A 13,237-nucleotide genomic window follows, 5' to 3' on the forward strand; every position below is an offset into this window, starting at 1 on the left:
CAGGCTGGCCCAGGGCGTGCGCCGGCATACCGGATGCCTCGGCGGTCGACGGATCCTGGACGAGCACCCGGCCCACCATTGCGTGTGCCCGCCCGGCACCCGTTGGAGCCATCGGCCAGTCGCCCCGCCAGGATCACCGCAATCGTCGCGTCTGGGTGGCTGAACTGGCCAAGCCCGCAGACCGCGTTCTGCCAGGCGAAGCCCGCTGCCGCTGGTGGCCCAAAGTCCTTCGCAGCCAGGGCCTTCCTGCCCTGTCGCGGGCCACCCGCCCAGCGGCATCGTGGAAACGTCACGGGCTCGGAGACGGCGCCGATTCGGCTCGGGCCCATGACAGCCGAAAGGGGGCCCGGACCGTGGACGAACAGCCTGCTGGCTACCAGGCCACCGCGGCCGTTCGGGAGACCGTTCGCACTGCGCTGCAGCTGGCGGCCCGCGCACCGTCGGTGCACAACTCCCAGCCGTGGCGCTGGAAGGTGCAGCTGGTGACACAGCAGCCTCGACTGGAGCTGTTCGCCAACCCCGATCTGCACCTGCGCAGCGTGGATCCCGACGGCCGCGGTCTGATCCTGAGTTGCGGTGCGGCGCTGCATCATTGCGTGGTCGCGCTGGCCGCGTTGGGGTGGCGTTGCCGGGTTCACCGGCTGCCCGATCCGGCCCACCCCGACCACCTGGCCTCGATCGAGCTGTTCGTGCCCGATCCCGGGCGGCTGCCCGAACAGGTCCCCGAGCAGGTGAATGTGTCATTGGCCGCGGCGATACCCCGGCGCCGCACCGATCGCCGCTACTTCAGCGGCTGGCCGGTGGCGGCGGCCGACATCGCGTTGATGGGCGCCCGCGCCGCCCGCGCCGGGGTGATGCTGCGCCGAATCGACGCGCTCGACCGGCTGAATACCGTGGTGGCTCAAGCTGTTTTCGCCCACCGGACCGACTACGACTACCTTGCCGAGCTGGCGAGGTGGAGCGGTCGGTACGGGTCGGTGGCCGGCGTCCCGGCGCGCAGTGTTCCGGCGCCGAGCACCGGCGCGCCGCTTCCGGGGCGGCTGTTCGCCGACCCGCTGCTGGCCCAGCCGCCCGGAGCCGGCCCGGCCGAGGACCGCGCGGTGATGCTGGCGTTGGGCACCGAGCACGACGACCGGCTGGCGCAGCTGCGTGCCGGTGAGGCCACCAGTGTGGTGTTGTTGACCGCGACGGCGCTGGGGCTGGCCAGCTGCCCGGTCACCGAGCCGCTCGAGATCGCCGAAACCCGCGCCGCGGTGCGCCGCGACGTCTTCGGCACCAGCGGCTATCCGCAGATGCTGCTGCGGGTGGGCTGGGCCCCGATCAACGCCGACCCGCTGCCGGCGACCCCGCGGCGCTTCCTCGACGACACCGTCGAATGGCTGACCGCCGGCGATCGTCCGGCCGGCACCGCCGAAACCGGGAACCTCGCGGTGTGTGTCTGACGGCGGTGGCGAAGGCTATATCGTCAGCGGCGCGGACCAGCGCACCACCGTGCCACCGCCCGGCGCCGCCTCGATGCCGAACGTCCCGCCCGCCTGCTCGGCGCGTCGTCGCAGGTTGGCCAGACCACTGGGGGTGACCACCTCCGGCATCCCGCGGCCGTTGTCGGCCACCTCGATGGCCAGCTCGTCTTCGACCTTGATCTGCACCGTCAACTCGGTGGCGCCCGCGTGCCGGACCGCATTGCTGACGGCCTCGGAGACCACCGCCTCGGCGTGATCGGCCAGCACCGGTTCGACCACCGACAGCGGGCCGATGAACGCAACGGTGGTGTGCAGGCCCGAACCGGAGAATTGGGCGACGGCGTTGTCGAGGCGTTGCCGCAGCCGGGTCACCGTCGCCGAGGTGCCGTGCAGGTCGAAGATGGTGGTGCGGATCTCGCCGATGATCTCCTGCATGTCGTCGACCGCGTCGGTCAGCCGGCGCCGCACCACGGCGTCGCGGGCCCGCGGAATGGTGCCCTGCAGCGACAACCCGACGGCGAACAGTCGCTGGATGACGTGGTCGTGCAGGTCGCGGGCGATCCGGTCCCGGTCGGTGAGCACGTCGAGTTCGTGCATCCGGCGCTGCGAGGTGGCCAACTGCCAGGCCAGCGCGGCCTGGTCGGCGAACGCGGCCATCATGTCGAGCTGTTCGACGCTGAACGGAATGGTGGTGCCGTGGCGCATCACCACCACCACGCCGGCCACCGCGTCGGCGGCTCGCAACGGCAGGATCAGTGCCGGACCGGTCGCGTCGATCCCGGGCAGCGCAAGCCGGGCCACCTGGCGTGGCTTGCGCTGGGAGAACGCCTCGCCGACCGAGCTGCCGGCGACCGGGATGGTGTCGCCGTCGAGGGGAGCCATTACCGCGCCGATGGTTTCGACCACCAGAAGCTCGTCGACCTCGGCTTCGACGGTGTCGTCGTCGAGCGGGATGGCGACCAGCGCCGACTCCGATCCGGTGAGCTTGCCGGCTTCCTCGGCGATCAACCGGAACACGGTGCTCGGATCGGTTCCGGACAGCAGTTCGGTGGCGATGTCGCGGGTGGACTCGATCCAGGACTGTCGCGCCTTGGCCTGGGCGTACAACCGGGCGTTGGCGATGGCGATCCCGGCCGCGGCGGCCAGTGCCTGCACCAGCACCTCGTCGTCCTCGCTGAACGGCAGCCCGTTGGCCTTCTCGGTGAGATACAGATTGCCGAAGACCTCGTCACGCACCCCGACCGGCACCCCCAGGAACGTGCGCATGGTCGGGTGCCCGGACGGAAATCCCACCGATGAGGGATGTTTGGTCAGATCATCGAGCCGCAGCGGTTTGGGATCCTCGATCAACAGGCCCACCACGCCCAGTCCCTCGGGCAGCCGTCCGATCCGCGCGAACGTGTCGTCGTCGATGCCCTCGTGGACGAACTCCAGCATCCGGCGGTCATTGTCGTGCACTTCCAGCGCACCGTATTTGGCATCGACCAGGTTGGTCGCGGTCTGCACGATGGAGCGCAGCGTGGCGTCGAGCTCCAACCCGGAGGTGACCACCAGCATCGCGGCCAGCAGGCCGTCGAGGCGATCGCGGCCCTCTACGATCTGTTCCACCCGGTCCTGGACACCGACCAGCAGCTCACGCAACCGCAGCTGAGATAACGTGTCGCGCAGCGGGTCCGGGCCGTCCGCGGGTCCGTCGTCAGTCATTCCGGGAGCGCTCGAGTTTGGTGGCGAACACCGCGGCCTGGGTCCGCCGTTCCATCCCCAGCTTGGCCAGCAGCCGCGACACATAGTTCTTGACGGTCTTCTCGGCCAAAAACATCCGGTCGGCGATCTGCTTGTTGGTCAGGCCCTCGGCGAGCAGGCTCAGCAGCGTGCGCTCCTGTTCCGAGAGCCCGGACAGTGGATCGGGCTTGGCGGTGGCGCCACGCAGTTTGGCCATCAGCGCCGCCGCGGCGCGGTTGTCCAGCAGCGAGCGTCCGGCGCCGACGTCTTTGACGGCACGGGCCAACTCCATGCCCTTGATGTCCTTGACGATGTAGCCGCTGGCGCCGGCCAGGATGGCGTCGAGCATGGCCTCGTCGGAGGTGAACGAGGTCAGGATCAGGCACCGCAGCTCCGGCATGCGCGACAGCAGTTCGCGGCAGAGCTCGATGCCGTTGCCGTCGGGCAGCCGGACGTCGAGCACCGCCACGTCGGGGCGCAGCGCCGGGATGCGCGCCAGCGCTTCGGCGACCGAACCGGCCTCGCCGACCACGTCGAGCTCGGGATCGGCGCCGAGCAGGTCGATCAGGCCGCGGCGCACCACCTCGTGGTCGTCGACCAGAAAGACTGTGACCACAACGCGTCCTCTCCGCTCAGGCACTGACCACGGTAGCGGCGCAACCCACGGATTCACAGGGTACAAAGCCCCGATACCGCCCGGAAGTGATTTCGGCATTCCCCGACAAGGAGGTCGCAGTGGACCGGTCCGCCCTCAACGCGTTGTTCGACCTGACCGGCCGCACTGCCATCGTGACGGGAGGTACACGCGGCATCGGGTTGTCGGTGGCGCACGGCCTGGCCGGCGCCGAGGCGATCGGGGTGGCAACGCATCTCGGCGACGTCGAGGCGATCCAGCAGCTGGTCGACACCGCGGCTGGCCACGCCGGCAGCTTCATCACCGGGCAGGCCCGCCACGCCGACGGGGGATGGTGGCCCGCTAACCGCCGCTAACCGACTCAGTCGGCTGTGCTGTCCCGTCCGGTAGCACGCAGCGCCTGGCTCGCGCCGCCCAGGAACGGCGTGATGATGTCCACCGGCAGCGGGAACACCACCGTCGAGTTCTGGTCGGCGCCGAGTTCCAAAAGGGTTTGCAGATAACGCAGTTGCAGCGACGCCGGGTTACGCGACAGCGTTTCGGCGGCCTGGCTCAGCTCCTCGGATGCCTGCAGTTCACCGCGGGCGTTGATGACCTTCGCCCGGCGTTCCCGCTCGGCCTCCGCCTCGCGGGCCATCGCCCGCTGCATCGATTCGGGGATCTCCACGTCCTTGATCTCCACCACCCGGACCTGCACGCCCCACGGCTCGGTCTGCTTGTCGATGATGGTGCGCAGGTCGGCGTTGAGGTCGTCGCGGTGGGCCAGCAGGGTGTCCAGGTCGGCCCGGCCCAACAGCGAGCGCAGCGTGGTCTGGGCGATCTGGGAGGTGGCCACCGCGTAGTTCTCGACCGCCAGGATCGCTTTGAGCGGATCGACCACCTGAAACATCACCACCGCGTTCACCCGGGCGGGAACGTTGTCGCGGGTGATCACCTCCTGCGGGGGAATGGTGAGCGTCACGACCCGCTCGTCAACGCGGATCATCTTGTCCACCACGGGAATCAGAAACCGCAAACCGGGCTGGTAGAGCGGCCGGGCATGGCCGACCCGGAACACGACACCCCGCTCGTATTGCGGCAGCACCCGAATGGAGAAGTAGGCCAGCACGGCCAGCGCCGCGATCACGAGCACCACCACGGTGATGAGCCCTTCACTCACTTGCGTACTGCCTTCCTGGTCCTGGTCGTCGACGAACTGTCCGAGAAACCGCCCCACCGGGTGGAGTACCGGTCGATGGCCGCTTCGACCTGCTCGACCTGCGCTTGCCCGCCGGCCCGGTCCGGTGTCTCAGCGGGGGCGTTCGACGGAGTGTTCCACAGATGGCGCACCAGTGGGGCACCGCCGGCCAGCACGATCAGGATCGTCGCACCCAGCACCAGGACGTCGCCGGACCGGTGGTTGGCGATCAGCGTCGCCAGCGGCATGACCACCCCGAATCCCGCTACCGCACAGGCGATGCCCCGATGGAACCGGCCCGCCTCCGAATGCGGCCACGGGTCCACCGGCCGGGTGATCTCCCGGCCGTGGTTCGACGTGGTGCAGGTGTCCTTGACCGGGCAGGCGTTGCAGATCGACGGCGTCGCCCGGTAGCGCATCACCCGGTTGTCGGGGTCGAACGACGTCGGCCAGAGCCACTGGTCCTCCGGGCACTTCCAGGCGTCGTGATCGTCGTGGTAGGTGAACCTGCCGGTGCGCCACTGCGCGGCGCGGTCGGAGGTCCGTCTGGCCATGGCGTCGAAGCCCCACGCGAAGACGAGCAGGAGCAGGGCGTAGCCGGACATCAGCCACACCCACGCTCCCGGCATCGTCATCGTCGTCAGCTCTGCGTTTCGGAAGCTTCAGCATCCGCGCCGACGGTCACCGTGGCGTAGAGCGGGTGCTCCGGCAACTCGTCGACCGTCTCACCGGAACGGAAGTTGCGCAACGCGATCCAGGCGATCCAGCAGAACGGCAGCACGCCGCCGACGATGACGATCAAGTCACCGGGCAGTCGCATCCACTCCAGCAGGGCGTTGCCCGGCTTGGTGATGTAGCCCAGCGACCGCGCCTCGAAGTAGCCGGCGTTGACCGAGTGGAACAGCTGCAGCACACCCAGCGGCAGCAGCGTGACGAACACCATCCAGGCCAATCCGATGTTCATGCTCCAGAACGAGAGCCGGGCCAGCTTGTTGGGCCACTTGTCCGCCGGGATCACATAGCGGAAGGCGAACATCGCCAGCGCCACCGCGAGCATGCCGTAGACCCCGAACATCGCCGCGTGCGCGTGGTTGGCGGTCAGCGCGGTGCCGATCTCGTAGTAGGACACCACCGGAAGGTTGATCAGGAAGCCGAAGATGCCCGCCCCCAGGAAGTTCCAGAACCCGACCGCGACCAGGAACATCACCGCCCAGCGAGCCGGGAAGTTGTGCTCGCCGCCGGCCTCCTGGCGAGCGCCCAGCTGCAGGAACGCCCACGCCTCCACGGTCAGGAAGGTCAGCGGGATGACCTCGGCGGCCGAGAAGAACGCGCCCAGGGCCATGTGCTCCACCGGGGTGCCGGAGAAGTACAGGTGGTGCATGGTGCCGATCACACCGCCGGCGGAGTACAAGATGATGTCGAGGAAGATCACCAGCAGCGCGACGCGCTCGCGCACCACCCCGAGCTGCACGAACAGATAGGCCACCATCGCCGTGGTGAACAGCTCCAGGAAGTCCTCCACCCACAGGTGCACCATCCAGAACCGCCAGAAGTCGGCGACCGAGAAGTGTGTTTCGCTGCCGGCGAGCAGGCTGACCGCGTAGAACGCCGGGATGGTCAGGCCGGTGAAGAAGAACACCCAGGGCAGATTGAGCTTCGAGGTGGACGCCAGCTTGGCGCGCATGCCGCGCCAGATGATGAAGATCCACAAGAACAGGCCGATGATCAGCAGCAGCTGGAACACCCGCGGCAGGTCCAGGAACTCCCACTGCTGGGAGAGGGCGGTGCCGGGCTCGATCATCCCGAAGATCGACAGCGCCTCGAATGCCATGGATCCGAAGACCACGATCGCGAGCGCACCGAGCAGCCCGTAGACCAGCCACGACTGCTTGGTGGGCTCGCGGCGGGTGATGAACGGCACCAGGAAGATCCCGCCGGCCAGGAACGCCGCCGCGGTCCAGAACAGCGACAACTGCAGGTGCCAGGTGCGGGCCAGGTTGTAGGGCAGCAGCTTGGCCAGGTCGATGCCGTAGAACTCCGCCAGGTCCGCGCGGTAGTGCTCGACGGCGCCGCCCAGCAGCGTTTGGATCAAGAACAGCACCGCGACCACGGCGAAGATCCAGATCGCGGCGCGCTGCGAGCGGGTCAGCGGCACCTCGCCGGGCTGGCGGAACCTGAGCTTGGTCGTCTCGGCGCCGTGCCAGCCGATGTTCTGGCTCCACCGGCCGTAGATGGTGAACATGATCCCGATGCCGCCGAGCAGCGCGATCAGCGACAGCACCGACCACACCACGACCGATCCGGTGGGGCCGTTGTCGACGCGGGGCTCCGAGGGCCAGTTGTTGGTGTAGCTATAGCTGTGGCCGGGCCGCTCGGCCGCCGCCGCCCAGGCGGTCCAGGCGAAGAACGCGGTCAGGTCGCGGATCTCGCCCGGGTCGGTGATCATGTCCGGCAGCAGGCCGTATTTGGTGGTGGACTCACCGAAGTACTCGGCGTAGTGGCGTTGGATGTCGTGGAATGCGCGGGCCTGTTTGTCGGTGAAGACCAGCGTGGAAGTGTCGGCGTTGTAGCGGTTGGTCCGGAACTCCGCGACCACTTCCTGGTGCGGGTTGGGTACGCCCTGTGCTTCGAACTGGCCGGCCACGTTGTCGGTGGCCAACCGCAGGTATTCGGCGGTGTAATCCGGGCCGAGGTAGGCGCCGTGGCCGAGGATCGAGCCGTACTGCATCAGTCCGCGGGCCTGGAACAGCGTCTGGCCGCGGGTGATGTCGTCGCCGGTGAACAGCTGCTCGCCGGTCTCGGTGACGACCTTGTCCGGCATCGGCATCGATGCGGTGTAGGTGCGGTACGCCAAGATTCCCATCACCAGGAATCCGAAGATCATCACCAGGGCCACCCCCTGGGCCCAGCCTTTGCCGACCAATGCTTCGGCGCGGCCGGAGTCGCTGGTCGGCGTGCCCATCTGTGTCGCTTCGGATGTCATGGACGGGGACGCTAACAGCATCGGGTTGGAAAATTCGTGAATCTGTTAGGGACCTCACGGTATTGGGGTCCGGCGTCAGCATTGTTGCTGACCAAGGCCCCTTGACACTGAAATACGACATCGCGTAGTAGCGCCTCGGCGCAGGCCAGGTTGTCGGTGGGCGATGGCAGTTTCACCGTTGTGCTCGACCTCGTGCTGCCCCGGCAGTGTGGTGGCTGCGGCGCCCCGGCGACCCGATGGTGTCCCGGTTGCGCGGCGCAGCTGGCCATCGGGGACGACGAGCCGCGGCTGGTGAGTCCGCGGCTGGACCCGCAGGTGCCGGTGTTCGCGCTGGGCCGCTATGCCGGAGCCCGCCGGGCGGCGATCGTCGCGCTGAAGGAACACGGGCGCACCGACCTGATCACACCGTTGGCATCGACGCTGGCCGAGGCGCTGCACCGGCTGGTGTGCTGGCGGATGGTCGACCTGCCGCTGACGCTGATTCCCGCACCCACCCGGCGCAGCGCCGCCCGCCGCCGCGGCGGTGACCCGATCGGACGGGTGGCGGCCGCGGCCACGGCGCGACAGCCCGGGATGACGGTGGTGCCCGCGCTGCGGATGCGGGCGCTGACCCGCGACTCGGTCGGGCTGGGCAGTGGCGCCCGGGAACGCAACATCGCCGGCCGGGTGCTGCTGAACCGCCGCCGGCTGCCCGCCGCCGGCGGTGACGTCGTGATCGTCGACGACGTCGTCACCACCGGCGCCACCCTGGCCGAGTCGGCGCGGGTGCTGCGCGCCGGGGGCGCTCGGGTGATCGCCGCGCTGGTGATCGCCGCCGCCTGATGCCGCTGCGGCAACCAACCGGCAACGGGTCCGTCAAACCGGTGGCACGTATCCGGCGGCATGGCTACGGTCGTCATCAAGGGGTTCGCTGGACCGTAGAGGCGCAGCACTACGTGGTCGAGACGACGAGAAAAGAGTGTCGAGTATGGCAAGTCAATTCGTGGAAACCAGCCGTACGCAGGTCGACGTCGACGACAGCCAGGAGCAGTCGACCGGCGCGGAGATCGTGGTCAAGGGCCGCAACGTGGAGATACCGGACCACTTCCGGGTCTATGTCGCGCAGAAACTGGCCCGGCTGGAGCGGCTGGACCGCTCCATCCGACTGTTCGACGTCGAGCTCAAACACGCCAACAACCGCCGGCAGCGAAAGTCCTGCCAGCAGATCGACATCACCGCGCACGGTCGCGGGCCGGTGATCCGCGGCGAGGCCCGCGCCGACAGCTTCTACGCCGCGTTCGAGGCCGCGATCGACCGACTGGAGGGCCGGCTTCGCCGCCACAAGGACCGCCGCAACGTCTCCTACGGCGACAAGACGCCGTTGTCGGTGGCCGAGGCGACCGGGGCGACGACGCTGGACCCGGAGTTCCTGGCCACGGCGTTCAACCGGGACGGCACCGCCGAACCGGACCGGGACGGCTCCGCGCACAGCCGTCCCTTTGACGGGCACGGCCACGATCACGAGCCGGGCCGGATAGTGCGCACCAAGGAGCACACCGCCACGCCGATGTCGGTCGACGACGCGCTGTATGAGATGGAACTGGTCGGCCACGACTTCTTCCTGTTCCACGACAAGGAGACCGACCAGCCGTCGGTGGTCTACCGCCGCCACGCCTACGACTACGGCCTGATCCGATTGGTCTGACGCCGCCCCGACCGGCGCCGCGGAGAAGCCGTCCCGACACTGCTCGGCCGCGGCAAAACCGGGCTGCGCAGCGGCGTCACCTACCATGGGTGACGCTCGTAATAGACGAAGACTGAGTAGGGGACCAGCCGTGCTGTCCAAGTTGCTGCGTTTTGGTGAAGGCCGGATGGTCAAACGGCTCAGGAAGGTCGCCGACTACATCGACACGCTGTCCGATGATGCCGAGGCCCTCACCGACGCCGAACTGCGGGCCAAGACCGACGAGTTCCGGGAGCGGCACCAAGCCGGCGAATCCCTTGATGACCTGCTGCCGGAGGCGTTCGCGGTGGCCCGCGAGGCGGCCTGGCGGGTGCTGACCCAGCGGCCGTTCCACGTCCAGCTGATGGGCGGCGCCGCGCTGCACTACGGCAATGTCGCCGAGATGAAGACCGGTGAGGGCAAGACCCTGACCTGTGTGCTTCCGGCCTACCTCAACGCGATCGCCGGCAAGGGCGTGCACGTCGTCACCGTTAACGACTACCTGGCCAAACGCGACAGCGAGTGGATGGGCCGGGTGCACCGGTTCCTGGGCCTGGAGGTCGGGGTGATCCTGTCGGCGATGACCCCCGACGAGCGGCGGGTCGCCTACAACGCCGACGTCACCTACGGCACCAACAACGAGTTCGGCTTCGACTACCTGCGTGACAACATGGCGCATTCGCTGGACCAGCTGGTGCAGCGCCCGCACAACTTCGCCATCGTCGACGAGGTCGACTCCATCCTGATCGACGAGGCCCGCACCCCGCTGATCATCTCCGGGCCGGCCGACGGCAGCTCCAATTGGTACACCGAGTTCGCCCGGATCGTGCCGTTGATGGAGAAGGACGTCCACTACGAAGTCGACCTGCGCAAGCGCACCATCGGGGTGCACGAGCTCGGGGTGGAGTTCGTCGAGGACCAGCTCGGGATCGACAACCTCTATGAGGCGGCCAACTCGCCGCTGGTCAGCTACCTCAACAACGCCCTGAAGGCCAAGGAGCTGTTCAACCGCGACAAGGACTACATCGTCCGCAACGGCGAAGTCTTCATCGTCGACGAGTTCACCGGCCGGGTGCTGGTGGGACGGCGCTACAACGAGGGCATGCACCAGGCCATCGAGGCCAAGGAGCAGGTGGAGATCAAGGCCGAGAACCAGACGCTGGCCACCATCACCCTGCAGAACTACTTCCGGCTCTACGACAAACTCGCCGGGATGACCGGCACCGCCGAGACCGAGGCCGCCGAGCTGCACGAGATCTACAAACTGGGCGTGGTGCCGATCCCGACCAACAAGCCGATGGCGCGCACCGACCAGATCGACCTCATCTACAAGACCGAGGAGGCCAAATTCGCCGCGGTCGTCGACGACCTCGTCGAGCGGTACGAGAAGGGCCAGCCGGTGCTGATCGGCACCACCAGCGTGGAGCGCTCGGAGTACCTGTCCAAACAGCTGACCAAGCGGCGGATCCCGCACAACGTGCTCAACGCCAAGCAGCACGAGCGCGAGGCGCACATCATCGCCGAGGCAGGCCGGCGCGGCGCGATCACCGTGGCGACCAACATGGCCGGCCGCGGCACCGACATCGTGCTCGGCGGCAACGTCGACTTCCTGGCCGACCAGCGGCTGCGCAGGAAGGGCTTGGACCCGGTCGAGACACCGGAGGAGTACGAGGCCGCCTGGGACGAGACGCTGAGCGAGATCAAGGCATTGGCGGCCGTCGAGGCCAAGGAAGTGATCGAGGCCGGTGGCCTCTATGTGCTGGGCACCGAGCGGCACGAGTCCCGGCGCATCGACAACCAGCTGCGCGGCCGGTCCGGCCGGCAGGGTGACCCCGGTGAGTCGCGGTTCTATCTGTCGCTGGGCGACGAGTTGATGCGACGGTTCAACGGTGCGGCGCTGGAGTCGCTGCTGACCCGGCTCAACCTGCCCGACGACGTGCCGATCGAGGCCAAGATGGTCAACCGGGCGATCAAGAGCGCCCAGACCCAGGTCGAGCAGCAGAACTTCGAGATCCGCAAGAACGTGCTGAAGTACGACGAGGTGATGAACCAGCAGCGCAAGGTGATCTACGCCGAGCGCCGGCGCATCCTCGACGGCGAGAACCTGGCCGAGCAGGCCCACGACATGCTCGTCGACGTGATCACCGCCTACGTCAACGGCGCCACGTCCGAGGGCTACGCCGAGGACTGGGACCTGGAGCAGTTGTGGACCGCGCTGAAGACGCTGTACCCGGTGGGCATCGACTATCACGAACTGCTGCACGCCGCCGACGTCGGCGAGGCCGACGACCTGACCCGCGAGGAACTGCTGGAGGCGCTGATCGCCGACGCTGAGAACGCTTACGCCGCACGTGAGGCCGAGGTCGACGGCAAGGCGGGTGCCGGGGCCATGCGGGAGCTGGAACGCGGCGTGCTGCTGTCCGTCCTGGACCGTAAGTGGCGTGAACACCTCTACGAGATGGACTACCTCAAGGAGGGCATTGGGCTGCGGGCGATGGCTCAGCGCGACCCGCTGGTGGAATACCAGCGTGAGGGCTACGACATGTTCACCGGCATGCTCGAGGGCCTCAAGGAGGAGTCGGTCGGCTTCCTGTTCAACGTCGCCGTCGAGGCCGCGCCCACCCAGCCGCAGGTGGCACCGGTGGACGCCCCGGAGGGGTTGGCGCAGTTCGGCTTGCGCGCCAAGGGAGTCGACGGTGCCAATGGCGCCGACGGCGCCGACGGCACCGCGGGCCTGACGTACTCCGGGCCCGACGAGGACGGCTCCGCGCAGGTGCGGCGCGGTCGCGACCTGCAACCCGCCGGTGCCAACAATTCGACGTCCCGTCGATCGCGGCGCGAAGCGGCCCGCCGTGAGGGTCGCGGGCCCCGGCAGCCGAAGACCCCGCGAAAGGGCTAGCCCGAAGGACCGCTCAGCCGATGTGCAGGGCGACGATCTGCCATGCCGTGCTTTCGGGTCCGGTTGCGGCCACCCGCTCGATACGGCAGGCCAGCGCGTGGGTGCGCCGGCCGCGCCGGTAGGTGCCGAACGCCTCGACGGCCGTGGCCGGTTCGGCTGATCCGGCCGGTCGCGCGCGCACCCGCTGCAGTGTCGCCGGCCCGCCACGGACCGCCGCCGCTGCGCGCGCCGACAGCACCGACTCGGCGAGTCCGGCGGCGAGCAGTGGATACATATGCGCCGCTGAACGGCGACCATCGATGACCTCCAGCACCCGGCGCAGCGCGGCGTCGGCGAACACCACGGCCGACTGCAACGGTGGCGGCAGCCGGTGACGCGGGGGCCGGTCCTGCCGAACTCCGGGGGGCTGACCCCGTCCGCGCCGGGGCCCGGGCGGTGGTGACTGTTGTGCCGGCCGGCACGGCGTCGCCGCCCGGGCCGGTGGCTCGTAGTCGATCACCGGGGCGACGGTCGAGCCTACGGGCGGGGAGGGGTCCACGGTCACGGCAGCTCTCCACGGTCGATCCGACGGATGGCCCTGCTGGAGAGTGGCAGGATGTGTGGCGATCATCGCACAATCACGGCGCGGCCGTATCCGGGTACGCTGCGCTGCGGCGG

At 68.6% G+C, this 13,237-nt stretch carries 10 protein-coding genes and 1 pseudogene; 5 read left to right on the forward strand and 6 right to left on the reverse strand.

Annotation, left to right across the window (positions count from 1 at the left end):
* Nucleotides 1–353 precede the first annotated feature (353 nt).
* On the forward strand, nucleotides 354–1,442 hold the full coding sequence (locus G6N19_RS15325) for an Acg family FMN-binding oxidoreductase (protein WP_193465241.1): 1,089 nt from the start codon (nucleotides 354–356) through the stop codon (nucleotides 1,440–1,442).
* 15 nt (nucleotides 1,443–1,457) lie between these two features.
* Here the strand turns inward: G6N19_RS15325 and G6N19_RS15330 are convergent, their stop codons facing one another.
* Entirely contained in the window at nucleotides 1,458–3,167 is a 1,710-nt protein-coding gene (locus G6N19_RS15330; protein ID WP_193465242.1) for a GAF domain-containing sensor histidine kinase, read from the reverse strand.
* Nucleotides 3,160–3,801 (reverse strand): hypoxia response regulator transcription factor DosR/DevR, encoded by a 642-nt coding sequence (dosR, locus tag G6N19_RS15335; protein WP_085085023.1) that lies wholly within the window; start codon nucleotides 3,799–3,801, stop codon nucleotides 3,160–3,162. The genes G6N19_RS15330 and dosR overlap by 8 nt, the downstream gene beginning before the upstream one ends.
* A gap of 119 nt (nucleotides 3,802–3,920) precedes the next feature.
* Here dosR and G6N19_RS15340 point away from each other — a divergent pair.
* A pseudogene (locus G6N19_RS15340) lies at nucleotides 3,921–4,088 on the forward strand (oxidoreductase); the annotation flags it as partial.
* Nucleotides 4,089–4,180: 92 nt separating this feature from the next.
* On the opposite strand, the gene G6N19_RS15345 reads toward G6N19_RS15340, so the two are convergent.
* The 3 genes from G6N19_RS15345 to G6N19_RS15355 are packed head-to-tail and all read right to left on the reverse strand — an operon-like array spanning nucleotide 4,181 to nucleotide 7,958.
* A complete protein-coding gene (locus tag G6N19_RS15345; RefSeq protein ID WP_013829905.1) occupies nucleotides 4,181–4,978 on the reverse strand; it encodes a slipin family protein in 798 nt (265 codons plus the stop codon).
* Nucleotides 4,975–5,631, reverse strand: a complete 657-nt coding sequence (locus tag G6N19_RS15350; RefSeq protein ID WP_193465243.1) for a hypothetical protein — start codon at nucleotides 5,629–5,631, stop codon at nucleotides 4,975–4,977. Before G6N19_RS15350 ends, G6N19_RS15345 begins: the two co-directional genes overlap by 4 nt.
* A gap of 5 nt (nucleotides 5,632–5,636) precedes the next feature.
* Complete coding sequence (locus G6N19_RS15355; RefSeq protein ID WP_408632507.1) at nucleotides 5,637–7,958, reverse strand: nitric-oxide reductase large subunit; 2,322 nt, start codon at nucleotides 7,956–7,958, stop codon at nucleotides 5,637–5,639.
* A gap of 201 nt (nucleotides 7,959–8,159) precedes the next feature.
* Here G6N19_RS15355 and G6N19_RS15360 point away from each other — a divergent pair, with 201 nt between their 5' ends.
* The 3 genes from G6N19_RS15360 (at nucleotide 8,160) to secA (ending at nucleotide 12,580) form a co-directional block, all read left to right on the forward strand.
* On the forward strand, nucleotides 8,160–8,801 hold the full coding sequence (locus G6N19_RS15360) for a ComF family protein (RefSeq protein ID WP_193466412.1): 642 nt from the start codon (nucleotides 8,160–8,162) through the stop codon (nucleotides 8,799–8,801).
* A gap of 145 nt (nucleotides 8,802–8,946) precedes the next feature.
* Nucleotides 8,947–9,663 carry a ribosome hibernation-promoting factor, HPF/YfiA family gene (gene hpf / locus G6N19_RS15365; RefSeq protein ID WP_193465245.1) on the forward strand — a complete coding sequence of 239 codons (717 nt, stop codon included), beginning with the start codon at nucleotides 8,947–8,949 and terminating at the stop codon, nucleotides 9,661–9,663.
* Nucleotides 9,664–9,793: 130 nt separating this feature from the next.
* Complete coding sequence (gene secA / locus G6N19_RS15370) at nucleotides 9,794–12,580, forward strand: preprotein translocase subunit SecA (RefSeq protein WP_193465246.1); 2,787 nt, start codon at nucleotides 9,794–9,796, stop codon at nucleotides 12,578–12,580.
* A 13-nt stretch (nucleotides 12,581–12,593) separates the two neighbouring features.
* Here secA and G6N19_RS15375 read toward each other — a convergent pair whose 3' ends face one another.
* Nucleotides 12,594–13,124: an Rv3235 family protein gene (locus G6N19_RS15375; RefSeq protein WP_049792913.1), complete on the reverse strand. Its 531-nt coding sequence runs from the start codon at nucleotides 13,122–13,124 to the stop codon at nucleotides 12,594–12,596.
* Nucleotides 13,125–13,237: the final 113 nt, after the last annotated feature.

This window comes from Mycobacterium novum (genome assembly GCF_010726505.1).
GTDB lineage: Bacteria > Actinomycetota > Actinomycetes > Mycobacteriales > Mycobacteriaceae > Mycobacterium > Mycobacterium algericum.

What these genes read in the sequence shown, in the direction of transcription:
- G6N19_RS15330 (WP_193465242.1), bottom strand. Translation starts at nt 3,167, where the DNA reads ATGACTGACGACGGACCCGCGGACGGCCCGGACCCGCTGCGCGACACG.
- G6N19_RS15350 (WP_193465243.1), bottom strand. Translation starts at nt 5,631, where the DNA reads ATGACGATGCCGGGAGCGTGGGTGTGGCTGATGTCCGGCTACGCCCTG.
- G6N19_RS15355 (WP_408632507.1), bottom strand. Translation starts at nt 7,958, where the DNA reads ATGGGCACGCCGACCAGCGACTCCGGCCGCGCCGAAGCATTGGTCGGC.
- hpf (WP_193465245.1), top strand. Translation starts at nt 8,947, where the DNA reads ATGGCAAGTCAATTCGTGGAAACCAGCCGTACGCAGGTCGACGTCGAC.